This is a genomic window from Shigella sp. FC1967 (assembly GCF_001743005.1).
Classification (GTDB): domain Bacteria; phylum Pseudomonadota; class Gammaproteobacteria; order Enterobacterales; family Enterobacteriaceae; genus Proteus.
The window spans coordinates 1-14,590 of record NZ_MIIZ01001098.1; the positions used below are offsets into that span (position 1 = coordinate 1).

A 14,590-nucleotide genomic window follows, 5' to 3' on the forward strand; every position below is an offset into this window, starting at 1 on the left:
ATAAAAACCGCCTTTATTATTTATAATTAAATTAATTAAAAGCGGTTTTATATTATTTAAACTTTAATTAACGACCTAAATAGTTATCCCAATCTTTCCATACAGGTTGTAATCCTCGCTCTTTTAATGCGTTAATAACATCATTTACATGGCGATTATCATTAGGAGAGAATTGTTCTAATTCTTCATGACTATCAGAATATCCACCTGGTTGAGTTTTAGAACCGGCACTAATGTTATTAATGGCTAATGGCACTGTATTATCGCGAAAATAAGGGGATTCACGTGTTGAAAGTGAAAGTTCAACATCAGGCGCCAAAATGCGAAAAGCACAGATCAATTGTACTAATTCAGCTTCATTCATTACCGATGCTGGGCTGAGCCCACCAGCGCAAGGGCGTAAACGAGGAAAAGAGATAGAGTAACGGCTTTTCCAATAGCGTTTTTGTAAGAATAAGAGATGTTCTGCCACCATATAACAATCGCTACGCCACTGGCTTGAAAGGCCAATCAATGCACCTAAACCTATTTTATCAATGCCAGCTTGCCCTAATCTATCGGGTGTTTGTAGTCGCCAATGGAAATCTTGTTTTTTACCTTTTAGATGGTGAAGTTGGTAAGTAGGTTCATGGTAGGTTTCTTGATAAACCATCACGCCATCAATACCCAGTGTTTTTAATTCTGCATATTCTTCTGTCGCAAGAGGTTGAACTTCCATCATTAATGAACTGAAATGTTCTCGAATAAGAGGGATATATTGGCGAAAATAATCCATTCCCACTTTTTTTTTTGATGTTCCCCAGTCACTAATAACAAACTATCAAAACCTAATTGTCTGATGCTATTACATTCGGCAATGATTTCACTTTCATTTAATGTTTTACGTTTAATGGCGTTACTCATTGAAAAACCACAATACGTACAGTCATTTGCGCATAAATTAGAAAGGTAAAGTGGTACATATAATCCCACAACATTACCAAAACGCTGACGAGTTAATTGTTGAGCGCGCTGAGCCATTGGCTCTAAATAATGACGACCAGCGGGTGAAATTAACGCCATAAAATCATCAAGTGTTAGAACGTGACGATTTAATGCGGCTTCAACATTCGCATTGGTTTTACTATTGAGCTTTAATGTAATGTCATCCCAATCAAGCTGTTGCCAATAATCAGAAAAAGTATCCATCAGAATGCCTCTAAGTATTGAGTTAATGGACTAGAGGCTTGTGCTTGCATATTTACAACGGAAGCGGGTGTAGTTAGTCCTGATTGTCGGGCAAATTCACCCGCATCAAGCGCAGCTTTAAATGCTTGCGCCATTAAAATCGGATTTTTGGCAACAGCAATTGCAGTATTAACCAATACTGCATCAGCGCCTAATTCTAAAGCTTCGAGTGCATGACTTGGTGCGCCAATGCCCGCATCAACAACAACAGGAATTGAGGCTTGTTCAATGATAATTCGTAGAAAATCACGAGTCTGTAAACCTTGATTCGAGCCAATAGGAGAACCTAAAGGCATTACAGCTGCACAGCCAACTTCTTCTAAACGACGACATAAAACAGGATCAGCACTGCAATAAGGTAAAACAACAAAACCTTCTTTAACGAGGATCTCAGCGGCTTTAAGTGTTTCAATAGGATCGGGTAATAAATATTTGGTGTCAGGATGAATTTCTAATTTTATCCAATAGGTGCCAAAGGCTTCTTTGGCTAAACGAGCCGCAAAAACCGCTTCTTGTGCCGTTTTTGCACCCGATGTATTAGGTAATAATTTTACCCCTAATGATTTTAGTGGTGCGATTAAATCATCATTACCCTTTTTTAAATCCACCCGTTTCATTGCCATCGTGACTAATTGGCTACCCGAAGCTTTAATGGATTCTGTCATTAGTGTTGGTGTTGCAAATTTCCCTGTACCTGTAAAAAGTCTAGATGTGAATGTTGTATCAGCAATTTTTAACATTTCAGCCTCCTGCAATTGCTTGGAAGAGAAGAATAGTATCGCCATCATTAATAACATGTGTTTCCCAATTTTCACGGGGAACGATGGTTTCATTGATAGCAAGTGCTACACCAATAGGGGGTTGTGCTAACTGAATAAGGAGCTGACAGATAGTGACAGGCATATCCAGAGAATATTGTTCGTCATTTACGGTAATGTTCATGCTAACCCTCGACAAACAGGACATGTTTTTGATGGTGTTAAACGCAAAGTACTCCAATTTTGTTTTCTACCATCGAAAAGGCGAAGTTTTCCACTTAGAGAACTGGGTAAGCCAGAGAGTAATTTAATTGCTTCCAGTGCCTGAAGAGTGCCAATCACGCCGACGACAGGACCTAGAATTCCAGCTGTTTTGCAATTTCGTTGTGGTTCTGTCTCATCGGGATAGAGGCAGTGATAGCAACCATGAGTAAAAGGCGGTTCAAATACCATCAGTTGCCCACTAAACCCTACGGCACTGCCACTGATAAGCGGAGTTTGCTGTGTGACACAAGCACGATTAATTGCTTGGCGTGTGAGCATGTTATCTGTGCAATCTAAGACTAAATCGACCTCTTTAACTAATTTAGATAATAAGTCGCCATTGATGCGTTGTTTATAAGCGGTAATTTTTATCTCTGGATTTAATGCCCCCAGAGACTGCTTTGCGATCTCTGATTTTGCGTCAGGAATATCTTGAGTTCGATAAAGAATTTGACGTTGTAGGTTAGAAACATGTAACTCATCATTATCAACTAAAATAAGCTCACCAATACCCGCACCAGCAAGATAAAGTGATGCTGGAGATCCCAAACCACCAAGCCCAATGATCAGTACCTTTGCTTGTTGAAGCTTGCTTTGACCTTTTAATCCAATATCTTCTAACATCACTTGTCGGCTATAACGCATAAATTCATTATCATTTAGCATGATGGTTTCCCTCCACTAATTCTAATAATTTACGAGTCACTTGTTGCCAATCAGGTGCTTTCGTTATTGCACTGACTAAGGCAACACTGCCGACACCGGTTGCAACAACATCGGGCACTTTCTCTAGTGAGATCCCACCAATAGCAACAGTTGGAAAGTCGGGTGTCTGTTCGACTTGTTGTTTGAGTGCCTTCAAACCTTGAGGTTTAGATGGCATATCTTTTGTTGTGGTTGGAAAGATATGCCCTAATGCGATGTAAGATGGACGTAATGCTTTCGCTCTTTGTAATTCCGTTTCATTGTGAGTGGAAATACCAAGGCGTAAGCCTGATTGTTTAATGGCATAAAGGTCAGCAATATCAATATCTTCTTGACCGAGATGAACACCATAGGCGTGATGTTGAATGGCGAGTTGCCAATAATCATTGATAAACAGTCTTGCATGATACTGTTTACCTAATTTTATTGCTTCAATGATCTTTTGTTCAATATCATCTGGTTGTTGATCTTTTATGCGTAATTGCAGGGTAGTAACGCCTACCTTTAACAGGCGTTCGATCCATTCAACAGAATCAACAACGGGATAAAGCCCAAGCTTTTTTTCTGTTGATGCAAAAGGTGTGTTAGAGGATCTGTTCATTTTCAGTCACCTCAATACTGGCGATTTCTGCACTGTGGTATAACTCATTTCCATGCTCTTTAAAGGCTTGAGACATTTGCTCCATGCCCGCTGCATAATCGCGCACTTCTTGCGTTATTTTCATTGAGCAGAATTTAGGACCACACATTGAGCAAAAGTGGGCGACTTTTCCTGATGCTTGAGGCAAGGTTTCATCGTGATATTGACGTGCAGTTTCAGGATCAAGCGCTAAATTGAATTGATCTTCCCATCTAAACTCAAAGCGAGCTTTTGACATTGCGTTATCACGAATTTGAGCACCGGGATGTCCTTTGGCTAAATCGGCAGCATGAGCAGCGATTTTATAAGTAATAAGCCCTTGCTTTACATCTTCTTTGTTAGGTAATCCAAGGTGTTCTTTAGGTGTGACATAACAAAGCATCGCGCAGCCAAACCACCCAATCATTGCGGCACCAATACCCGAGGTAAAGTGGTCATAGCCTGGTGCAATGTCGGTAGTAAGAGGGCCTAATGTATAAAATGGTGCTTCATGACAATGTGTTAATTCTTCTGTCATATTGCGGCGGATCATCTGCATTGGAACGTGGCCTGGGCCTTCTATCATGACTTGAACGTCATATTCCCATGCAATTTTTGTTAGTTCACCTAGGGTATGTAATTCAGAAAATTGTGCTTCATCGTTCGCATCTTGAATTGAACCCGGTCTTAGTCCGTCGCCTAGTGAAAGGGAAACATCATAATCCGTACAAATTTCACAGATTTCACGGAAATGCTCGTAGAGGAAATTCTCTTTATGATGTGATAAACACCATTTCGCCATTATCGAACCGCCACGAGAGACAATACCCGTTAGGCGTTTTGCTGTCATTGGCACATAGCGTAACAATACACCTGCATGAATAGTAAAATAATCAACGCCTTGCTCTGCTTGTTCTAACAAAGTATCTCGGAATATTTCCCAAGTGAGATCTTCAGCAATACCGTTAACTTTCTCTAGTGCCTGATAAATTGGAACTGTACCGATAGGAACAGGGCTATTGCGAATGATCCACTCACGTGTTTCATGAATATAACGGCCCGTTGAGAGATCCATTACGGTATCCGCTCCCCAGCGTGTAGACCAAATGAGTTTTTCAACTTCTTCTTCAATGGAGGAGGTTACAGAAGAGTTGCCGATATTGGCATTCACTTTCACTAAGAAATTTCGCCCAATAATCATGGGTTCTGATTCAGGGTGATTGATATTGGCTGGAATGATTGCTCTACCTGCTGCAACTTCTTGGCGTACAAACTCAGGCGTAATATTGTCAGGAAGATGAGCACCAAAGCTAAACCCTGTATGCTGCTGGCGTAAAACTTCGCTACGAATTCTCTCACGCCCCATATTTTCACGAATAGCAATAAATTCCATTTCAGGCGTAATAATACCTTTGCGGGCATAATGTAATTGCGTCACACTTTTGCCATTGAGTGCTTTTTTGGGGGTTGGTTTTAAGGGAAAACGTAGATGTTCTAATCCAGCATCAGAAAGGCGCTGTTGGGTGAAATCTGAACTTAAAAGTGAAAGCACTTCAGTATCATTACGCTCATCAATCCATGGTTGACGTATTTTTTTTAATCCCAAATTAACGTCAAGTTGAGACGCAGGGTCACCATAAGGGCCCGATGTGTCATACACCGGTACAGGCTCATTGTCTTCAAAAATAGGGGAATCTTTTGATCCTCCTATTAGCGTTTTATCAAGTTGGATCTCACGCATTGGTACTTGAATATCAGTACGTGAGCCTTCGAGGTAAATACGGTTTGAATTTGGGAAACTTACGCCTCGAATGGTGCTGATAAACTTTTGAGCTGCATCACGCTGTTCTTTTCGTGGGCGCTGTTTGTTGTTGGTTGGTGAAATATCTTTAACGGATATATTTTGATTTTGGGACATAGCATTTCCTAATAAATATCATGCAGGCGAGTTGCCTGTCGGGTGAATATTGAGAAAAATGCTTGTCTGGAGGTCGCAGGGAGTATCGACAGATAGGTGTATATAGATGTGTAAAAAATATACGCAATGAAGCTATCAAAAGGTCGAATCACTCTTGTTCCCTTCGCGGGTATTAACCCGATCAGGTTCCGCGGATCCCGAATTAACGGTCTCAGCCTGTATTTATAATAGCCTTATAAACACTAGGCACTCCGACAAGAAGATGTTCAGTATATGAAAGATTTTAAAAACTACAAGTCCGACATGGGCTATTTATTTAAATTCCAATGTTGTTGTCCCCATGCTTGTTCATCAGAAATTTGTACTAATTTGGGGTCGGCGTTAACCGTGATAACATGATCTGCTTGGTAACATAAAGGGAGATCATTAGATGAATCAGTATAGAAAATAAAACATAAGTATCTTTTTATGTTATTAGCTTCTTTCCATTGATTTAAGCGCTCAACCTTCCCTTCTCGAAATGTCGGAATACCTTCAATAAACCCAGTGTAATGATTGTCCTTAATTTGCATATCAATCCCCATTGAAATATCTGCATTAAGTTGCTTTGCAATCACATGAACTAAAAAAGACATTGTTGCTGAAATAATCATAACGGGAATATTCTGCTGTCGATATTGTGTAATTATTGATATTCCTTGTGGGTAAAGCAAAGGCTGAATTTTAGTTTCGGTAAAATCATTAACTAGTCGATTTATTGTATTTATATCATAATGTCTAAAGTACGCTAAATGTTGAAAAAGATATTGCTTTATGTCTAACGTTTCAGCGTAATAATCTGCGATCATTTGCTCATCTAGTTTTAAAAAACTGAGGATCAGTGACTATTTTCTTATCCCACAAATAGTTTGTCCATAAGCGGCTAGAATCGCCGGCTAAAAGCGTTTCATCTAGATCAAAAATAGCAATCTTACTTTTGGTTTTATCTGTCATTCTAAGCGTTCTTATTATTAATAAAATTTATATTTATATTTTAAGAATGTTAATGAATTATAGAAGGTAGTTATAATTCATTGAGTGCTTCTTGCTAAAGAGAGTATCCTCTATTTTATATCATTATTTGGGATAGATGGTCGTTATGCATTTATATACATTAACAGGTTCAGAAAAGGGCTGGTGGACAGTTAGTCTTGGGGGGCGCGTGTGGCTACCTAAAGGTGAACTTCCATTTGGTTTAGCTAAAGATTGGGATCTCATTGGTCAACACGCCAAAATTGTGGGTGAATGGCAAGGTGAAACCGTTTGGCTTATTCATGGAAAAATGGATAACGACATGTGCTCACCCAGACTTATCGCCTCACAAGATGAAAACTTATTTAAATTAGTTGGTCGTGGCGTCCAACTGGCTGAGTTTTATCGTTCTCACCGTTTTTGTGGTTATTGTGGTTCTAAAATGCGTCATAGCGAAAGCGAATGGGCATGTTTATGCGATAACTGCCATGAGCGCTATTACCCACAAATTGCCCCTTGTATTATTGTGGGTATTCGCCATGAAGATAAAATCTTATTAGCACACCATGTTAGGCACAAACATTCACCTCTTTACACGGTACTTGCTGGTTTTGTTGAGGTTGGTGAAACGTTAGAAGAAGCCGTGGCCCGTGAAGTGTTTGAAGAGAGCAATATTCGTATTCGCAATATTCGTTATGTATCCTCTCAGCCTTGGCCGTTCCCTCATTCCTTAATGATGGGCTTTTTAGCTGATTATGATGGTGGTGAGCTACGTCATGATCCTTCTGAATTAACGAGTGCAGGTTGGTATCGCTATGATCAATTACCGCAGATCCCACCGCCAGACACGATTGCCCGACGTTTGATCGAAGATACGATAGCCAATATTAGACAAGATAAAGAAAAGAACTAAATAAAGGCGCGGTCTGCCAACAGTTATTTTTCCAGCATGTTACAATGCATGCTATTTTGCGGCCCTATTACTGTTAATGGAGTTAGTCATGAGTGAGTTGAAAAACGACCGCTATTTACGTGCGCTGTTGCGCCAACCTGTTGATGTCACCCCAGTTTGGATGATGCGTCAGGCAGGCAGATATCTTCCTGAATATAAGGAAACACGGGCACAGGCGGGGGATTTCATCTCATTGTGCAAGAATACAGAATTAGCATGTGAAGTCACATTACAGCCTTTAAGACGCTTCCCTTTAGATGCTGCTATTTTATTTTCTGATATTTTAACTATTCCAGATGCAATGGGATTAGGTCTTTACTTTGAAACGGGTGAAGGTCCTCGCTTTAAATCACCAATAAATAGCATTGATGATATTAAAAAATTGCCTATTCCTGATCCTGAAGATGAACTGGGGTATGTGATGAATGCAGTACGTGCCATTCGTCATGCATTGCAAGGTAGTGTGCCATTAATTGGTTTTTCAGGAAGCCCCTGGACACTGGCAACTTATATGGTTGAAGGTGGAAGTAGTAAGGCCTTCACAAAAATTAAAAAAATGATGTATTCAGAGCCTCAAGCATTGCATCTATTACTGGATAAACTGGCAGATAGCGTTATTCTGTATCTGAATGCTCAAATTAAAGCGGGTGCACAATCTATCATGATCTTTGATACATGGGGTGGTGTGCTAACAGGTCGTGATTACCAACTTTTCTCATTACACTATATGCATAAGATTGTTGATGGTCTTATCCGTGAATATGATGGAAGAAAAGTGCCAGTTACTTTATTTACTAAAGGTGGTGGTCGTTGGCTAGAAGCGATGGCTGCGACTGGTTGTGATGCATTAGGACTAGATTGGACGATTGATATCGAAGATGCTCGTCGCCGAGTCGGGGATAAAGTTGCGTTACAAGGTAATATGGATCCTTCTATGCTGTATGCACCACCTGCCAGAATAGAACAAGAAGTCGAGACTATTTTGGCTGGGTTTGGTAAAGGCAATGGTCATGTCTTTAATCTTGGGCACGGTATTCATCAAGATGTTCCACCTGAACATGCTGGGGCATTTATTGATGCGGTTCACCGTTTATCGAAGCCTTATCATCAGGATAATGATTAATACCCAACAATTACGTCAGGAGCAGACAGAGAAAGCTCAACAGATTATTTTAACAGACCAATTTACAGCACCAATTTGCATAGCGGGTGCTGATGTTGGTTTTGAAGACGGTGGCGCAGTTACTCGCGCCGCCATCGTAGTAATGCACTACCCATCTTTTGAAATTCTTGAATATCAAATAGCCCGAATACCGACAACTCTTCCTTATATCCCTGGCTTACTTTCATTTAGAGAGTGTCCAGCGTTACTGACTGCTTGGCAATTAATCAAACAAAAGCCTTCTCTTATTTTTGTTGATGGACAAGGTATTGCTCATCCTAGAAGGCTTGGTGTTGCAAGTCATTTTGGTTTACTAGTGGATACACCAACTATTGGTGTGGCAAAAAGTCGTTTATGTGGTACTGATAAAGCCGTTAATGAAGAGATGGGAAGCTATGAGCCACTAATGGATAAGAATGAGCAAATAGGATGGATTTATCGCAGTAAGAAAAAATGTAAACCTCTGTATATTTCTCCGGGTCATAAAGTGAGTATGAAAGGCGCTTTGCAGTGGGTTGAATTGTGTATGAAAGGATATCGATTGCCAGAACCAACGCGTTGGGCTGATGGTATTGCTTCAAATAGGCGATTATTTGAGCAATTGAATAAGAATAAGCTCTAAATGTTCGGGAAATATGTGGATATTTTGAATTTTCAGGTAAACTGCGCCTAAGTTAAGAAAATGAGTAATCACGAATGTTGAAGAACCCAATCCATTTACGTTTAGAAAAGCTAGAAGCTTGGCAACACCTGACGTTTATGGCATGCCTGTGTGAGAGAATGTACCCAAATTATCAGGTATTTTGTCGTGAAACAGGTTTTACCGATCCAATGCTTTATCGCCGTATTCTCGATCTGGTTTGGGAAACTTTAACGGTGAAAGATGCAAAAGTTAATTTTGATTCTCAATTAGAGAAATTAGAAGAAGCTATTCCTGATGCATCTCTGTTCGAGATTTATGGTGTCTATCCTGCGATTGACGCCTGTGTTGCGCTTAGTGAAATTGTTCACTCACGTTTAAGCGGTGAATCATTAAGTCACGCTATTGAAGTGAGCAAATTATCAGTAGGGACAGTTGCTTCACTTGAAATGACACAAGCAGAAAGAGAAATGAGTGAAGAAGAGCTTAGATCTTTACCTGCTGTTATTGAAGAGTTCGATATCCAATGGGAAATTTACCGTCTACTTGTAGAATGTGAAGAAAGAGATGTCGAACTGATCAAAGGTCTACGAGCAGACCTTCGTGAAGCTGGAATGAGCAATATCGGTATAGAATTAACGCACTAAATCAGAAAAACGTGATTTAGTGCTTGAAAAGCGACGTTTAAAGACTTCACATCACCCCTGTGTATGTTCTACATTGGGTACGAAAAGAAGTGGCTCAGGTGTTTTACTTAATTTATCCTTTTAAAAAGAGAATAAGTTAAGTTTTTTCACCAGATGTTTTTCAAACGATAAAACATACTTTAAGGACTATTTTATGAACAAAGCTGAATTAACCGAATCAGTTGCTGAAAAAGCGGATCTGACAAAAACTCAAGCAAAAGCTGCTATTGAAGCGTTTATCGATTCAGTAACAGGTGCTCTGAAAGAAGGCGATTCTGTACAGTTAGTTGGTTTCGGTACATTCAAGGTAAATCACCGTGCAGAGCGTACTGGTCGTAACCCTCAAACTGGTAAAGAAATTAAAATTGCAGCAGCTAATGTTCCTGCATTTACTGCCGGTAAAGCACTGAAAGACGCAGTAAAATAATTCCTTTGAACGGAATGAACAATAGAGGGGGATTTACTCCCCTTTTGTTGAAACGACAGGGGCTGTTAGCAATAGGATTTGCTTTTTTGCTCAGCGCCTGCTCTTCTACTGTGCAACTACCTGAATTTTCTGCAACAGGTTATATTGCGGACGATGGAGTTGTGCGACTATGGCGTTTAAATAATAAAGCGTCAGAACCTCAAGTGATCATGAGCGTTTATAGTTTTTATAAAAAACCAGAAACGGTCATCACATTCTATGAATATCGCCAAAATAGGCTTTGGCAAGTTCGCTCTGAAATTCTCAATCCTAACGATCCCTCATCTTGGCACCTTCGTTTAAATAAACGTGGTGAAGTTATTTTCATGCAACAAGAGAGCCAGAAGCAAAAACGAGCATTAACAGAAGATGAGCGTTTAAGAATGGTATTTGCTGCAAGTAAAGAGCGTGAAATCAGCGAAGCGCTTACTATTGGGAAAGTAAATTTAATACAGGGTGTCTGGTATCAAAATACAATGACAACATGTGCTGGAGAGAAGGTGAGTGTTTCATTTGAAGGTTCAGAACAACGTTGGTTAAAAACAAGAACACGTAATTCAAGTAAGCCTTCTTATGTTGCTTGGCTTGATTCACCAGAAGGTAAGCAATTACTTATGGTCGCAGATCACGATTTTTGTAAATGGGAACCAACAAAAGAGAGCTTGTGATCACCCCCTTTTGTTGTTAATTCTCTATTTCTTTAAGCGTGCAATCGCGCGATAACCAATATCATGGCGATAAAAACTACCATCCCAATGAATACCTTTAGCTAAAGCATACGCATTTTTTTGGGCTTGTTCGATATCATCACCTAATGCTGTTACACATAGTACTCGTCCACCGGCAGTGATAACTTCGCCTTTGTCATTGAGTGTTGTTCCAGCTTGAAATACCTTCGCCGTTGTTGAGGATGTTGGTGTTAAGCCCTTGATAACATCACCTTGACGATAATCCGCTGGGTAGCCACCTGCTGCAATCACAACCCCCAAAGCTGGACGAGGATCCCAATGGGAATCTTTATCTTTTAAGTTGCCTTTTGCGCCAGCTAAACAGAGATCAACTAAGTCAGATTGCATACGCATCATAATAGGTTGAGTTTCTGGATCGCCAAAACGACAGTTAAACTCAATAACCTTAGCGATACCTTGTTTATCAATCATCAGACCAGCATAAAGGAAACCTTGGTAACGATGACCTTCGGAAGCCATTCCCTTTACTGTTGGATAAATGATTTTTTCCATGACTTGCTGGTGGATTTCTGGCGTAACAACAGGCGCCGGTGAATATGCACCCATTCCCCCCGTATTAGGGCCCGTATCTCCATTGCCAACACGCTTATGATCTTGGCTTGTTGCCATTGGAATTACGTGTTCACCATCAACCATAACGATAAAGCTAGCTTCTTCGCCATCAAGAAATTCTTCGATAACAATACGATGTCCTGCATCACCAAAAACATTGCCAGCCAACATATCTTTAATTGCAGCTTCAGCTTCAGCTTGCGTCATTGCAACAATAACGCCTTTACCTGCTGCTAAACCATCTGCTTTGATAACAATCGGCGCGCCACTTTATTGAGATACTCAAGTGCAGGCGCTATTTCTGTAAAATTTTGATAAGCCGCAGTTGGAATGTTATGACGAGCTAAAAAATCTTTTGTGAAGGCTTTAGAGCCTTCTAATTGAGCGGCTCCTTTTGTTGGACCAAAGATGGTCAGTCCCGCTTCTTTAAATGCATCGACAACACCCATAACCAGAGGTGCTTCTGGGCCTACGATCGTTAAATCAATTTGGTTTTCGAGGGCAAATGTAACTAATGCAGGAATATCGGTTGCACTAATAGCCACATTCTCAACACCATTTTCTAATGCTGAGCCAGCATTACCAGGAGCAACAAAAACCTGTGTTGCCAGCGGTGATTGAACGGCCTTCCAAGCTAAAGCATGTTCCCGACCGCCATTACCAATAATCAAAATTTTCATATCAATACCTTATTAATGGCGGAAGTGACGCATATTAGTGAAAATCATTGCAATATTATGTTCATTGGCAGCCGCAATGACTTCATCATCACGAATTGAGCCACCAGGTTGAATAACACAAGTCACACCCGCAAGAGCGGCGGCATCAATACCATCTCTAAATGGGAAGAATGCATCTGATGCCATTGCACAACCCGCAACTTCTAAACCTTCATCAGCGGCTTTAATACCCGCAATTTTTGCAGAGTACACACGGCTCATTTGTCCTGCGCCAATACCGACAGTCATATCGTTTTTAGCGTAAACAATGGCATTTGATTTTACAAATTTTGCGACTTTCCAGCAGAAGAGTGCATCTTTAAGTTCACGTTCGCTTGGTTGACGTTGAGTAACCACTCTTAAGTTTTCTTCTTTTACCATGCCCAAGTCACGATCTTGAACCAACAGCCCACCATTAACACGTTTGAAATCTAACGCGGGTTTTGCTGTTTGCCATTGACCACAAGCCAATACACGGACATTTGGTTTTGTTTCTAAAATGGGTAGTGCATCTTCATTAATAGAAGGGGCAATGATGACTTCAACAAACTGACGTTCGATGATCGCACTTGCTGTTTTTGCATCTAATGGGCGATTGAATGCGATAATGCCACCAAATGCAGAGGTGGGATCGGTTTTAAATGCATTGTCATATGCTTGTGTGAGCGTGTTCGCAGTTGCAACACCGCAAGGATTTGCATGTTTCACAATAACACATGCAGGCTCGGAGAATGATTTTACACATTCTAATGCGGCATCAGTATCGGCAATGTTGTTGTAAGAAAGTGCTTTGCCTTGTAATTGGTTTGCAGTGGCAATAGATGCTTCTTCAATATCTTCTTCTATATAGAAAGCGGCTTGCTGATGAGCATTCTCACCATAACGCATATCTTGTTTCTTTATATAGTTCAGATTTAGGGTACGAGGGAAAGGACCTGATGGCTGTGAAGTATCACCATAATAAGGTGCAACCTTCTGACCAAAATAGTTAGCAATCATTCCATCGTAAGCTGCTGTATGTTCAAAGGCTTTTATCGCTAAATCAAAGCGTGTATCTAAAGTAAGGCTATTTTCGTGATTATCCATTTCTTCAATCACTCTTTCATAGTCATTACTATTTACTACAATTGTAACGTCTTTATGATTTTTCGCTGCGGAGCGAACCATTGTTGGTCCACCAATATCGATATTTTCCACTGCATCGGCTAATGAGCAATCTGGGCGAGCGACGGTTTTAGCGAAAGGATAAAGATTTACGACGACCATATCGATAGGACGAATTTCATGCTCCTCCATAATTGCATCGTCTTGCCCACGACGCCCCAAAATTCCACCATGTACTTTAGGATGCAGCGTTTTCACTCTGCCATCCATCATTTCTGGGAAACCAGTGTAATCGGAGACTTCAATAACCGGTAGGCCAGCTTCTGCTAATAGACGTGCGGTTCCACCTGTAGATAAGAGTTCTACTTCTCTTTCAACAAGTGCTTTAGCAAATTCTAAAATACCTGCTTTATCAGACACACTTAAAAGTGCACGGCGGATAGGACGAAGATGTTGCATGAGTTTTATCCCTTGGGGTTGGTATAACGGTAGTAATGGTGAAGTTAAATCACATTAATACAGTGAAATTGTGTTTGCATAACTAACATTTCAGAAGATGGACACAAAATCAATCTTACTTAATTGACCGTTATAATAACGCAAACGTTTTGCGTTTGACATGCTAATTTTATGTAAAAAAGGTGAGTTGTGGATAAAGTTGTTAATAAGTGCGTATAAGTTGGGGTTTTGCTGTGGAATTAAGCAAACGATTTTTTTTTTTAAAAAAACTATTGCCAGTCTCAGAAAACTCCCTATAATGCGTCCTCGTTGTCACGGCAAACCACGCTAAGTGAGTTAGTCGAGAGAACGAAGAAAAAAAGTGAAAAGCCTTGAAAATAAACGCTTGACACTCAATGAGGAAGATGTAGAATGCACCTCCTCGCAACAACGCAGAAGACCGGAAACGGCAGCGAATGTTGCACTGCTCTTTAACAAATTATCAGACAATCTGTGTGGGCACTCGCAGAGACGATATCTTCTAAAATATTAGATGTATCAAGTCTTGAAGAGTGAACAACAAAAGTAAATTCATTTATGAATAGCTAAGTTTTCGATTT

14 protein-coding genes, 2 pseudogenes and 1 riboswitch are annotated in these 14,590 nt (G+C 40.3%); of the genes and pseudogenes, 6 read left to right on the forward strand and 10 right to left on the reverse strand.

Annotated elements, in window-relative coordinates:
- Positions 1-67: 67 nt before the first annotated feature.
- From thiH to BHE89_RS26435, 8 genes and pseudogenes are all read right to left on the reverse strand, one after another.
- Positions 68-1,188, reverse strand: a pseudogene (thiH, locus tag BHE89_RS18755) (2-iminoacetate synthase ThiH).
- Positions 1,188-1,967, reverse strand: a complete 780-nt coding sequence (locus BHE89_RS18760; RefSeq protein ID WP_069368746.1) for a thiazole synthase — start codon at positions 1,965-1,967, stop codon at positions 1,188-1,190. The pseudogene thiH and the gene BHE89_RS18760 overlap by 1 nt, the downstream one beginning before the upstream one ends.
- A 1-nt stretch (position 1,968) precedes the next feature.
- Entirely contained in the window at positions 1,969-2,169 is a 201-nt protein-coding gene (gene thiS, locus BHE89_RS18765) for a sulfur carrier protein ThiS (RefSeq protein ID WP_069368747.1), read from the reverse strand.
- Complete coding sequence (locus BHE89_RS18770; RefSeq protein WP_069368748.1) at positions 2,166-2,915, reverse strand: HesA/MoeB/ThiF family protein; 750 nt, start codon at positions 2,913-2,915, stop codon at positions 2,166-2,168. The genes thiS and BHE89_RS18770 overlap by 4 nt, the downstream gene beginning before the upstream one ends.
- Positions 2,905-3,555: a thiamine phosphate synthase gene (thiE, locus tag BHE89_RS18775; protein ID WP_069368749.1), complete on the reverse strand. Its 651-nt coding sequence runs from the start codon at positions 3,553-3,555 to the stop codon at positions 2,905-2,907. The genes BHE89_RS18770 and thiE overlap by 11 nt, the downstream gene beginning before the upstream one ends.
- The gene (thiC, locus tag BHE89_RS18780; RefSeq protein ID WP_069368750.1) at positions 3,539-5,491 is read right to left on the reverse strand and encodes a phosphomethylpyrimidine synthase ThiC; all 1,953 of its coding nucleotides are present in this window, start codon (positions 5,489-5,491) and stop codon (positions 3,539-3,541) included. The genes thiE and thiC overlap by 17 nt, the downstream gene beginning before the upstream one ends.
- A gap of 141 nt (positions 5,492-5,632) precedes the next feature.
- Positions 5,633-5,755, reverse strand: a riboswitch (TPP riboswitch).
- Between the two features lie 44 nt (positions 5,756-5,799).
- Positions 5,800-6,339: an HAD family hydrolase gene (locus BHE89_RS18785; protein WP_286146314.1), complete on the reverse strand. Its 540-nt coding sequence runs from the start codon at positions 6,337-6,339 to the stop codon at positions 5,800-5,802.
- A 4-nt stretch (positions 6,340-6,343) separates the two neighbouring features.
- Positions 6,344-6,484, reverse strand: a complete 141-nt coding sequence (locus BHE89_RS26435; protein ID WP_286146316.1) for a hypothetical protein — start codon at positions 6,482-6,484, stop codon at positions 6,344-6,346.
- A gap of 145 nt (positions 6,485-6,629) precedes the next feature.
- On the opposite strand from BHE89_RS26435, the gene nudC reads away from it, so the two are divergent.
- The 6 genes from nudC to BHE89_RS18815 all read left to right on the forward strand — a co-directional run bounded on the left by nudC (position 6,630) and on the right by BHE89_RS18815 (position 11,076).
- Positions 6,630-7,415, forward strand: coding sequence for an NAD(+) diphosphatase (gene nudC / locus BHE89_RS18790; RefSeq protein ID WP_069368758.1), 786 nt, complete (start codon positions 6,630-6,632; stop codon positions 7,413-7,415).
- An 88-nt stretch (positions 7,416-7,503) separates the two neighbouring features.
- Positions 7,504-8,577, forward strand: coding sequence for a uroporphyrinogen decarboxylase (gene hemE, locus BHE89_RS18795; RefSeq protein ID WP_069368752.1), 1,074 nt, complete (start codon positions 7,504-7,506; stop codon positions 8,575-8,577).
- On the forward strand, positions 8,570-9,238 hold the full coding sequence (gene nfi / locus BHE89_RS18800) for a deoxyribonuclease V (RefSeq protein ID WP_069368753.1): 669 nt from the start codon (positions 8,570-8,572) through the stop codon (positions 9,236-9,238). Before hemE ends, nfi begins: the two co-directional genes overlap by 8 nt.
- 74 nt (positions 9,239-9,312) lie before the next feature.
- A complete protein-coding gene (locus BHE89_RS18805) occupies positions 9,313-9,903 on the forward strand; it encodes a YjaG family protein (protein ID WP_069368754.1) in 591 nt (196 codons plus the stop codon).
- A 193-nt stretch (positions 9,904-10,096) separates the two neighbouring features.
- A complete protein-coding gene (locus BHE89_RS18810; protein WP_004246922.1) occupies positions 10,097-10,369 on the forward strand; it encodes an HU family DNA-binding protein in 273 nt (90 codons plus the stop codon).
- Between the two features lie 14 nt (positions 10,370-10,383).
- Positions 10,384-11,076: a DUF1481 domain-containing protein gene (locus BHE89_RS18815; RefSeq protein ID WP_077885125.1), complete on the forward strand. Its 693-nt coding sequence runs from the start codon at positions 10,384-10,386 to the stop codon at positions 11,074-11,076.
- 24 nt (positions 11,077-11,100) lie between these two features.
- Here BHE89_RS18815 and purD read toward each other — a convergent pair.
- Both purD and purH read right to left on the reverse strand, forming a co-directional pair.
- Positions 11,101-12,389, reverse strand: a pseudogene (gene purD, locus BHE89_RS18820) (phosphoribosylamine--glycine ligase).
- A gap of 12 nt (positions 12,390-12,401) precedes the next feature.
- Entirely contained in the window at positions 12,402-13,991 is a 1,590-nt protein-coding gene (gene purH / locus BHE89_RS18825; protein ID WP_069368757.1) for a bifunctional phosphoribosylaminoimidazolecarboxamide formyltransferase/IMP cyclohydrolase, read from the reverse strand.
- Positions 13,992-14,590: the final 599 nt, after the last annotated feature.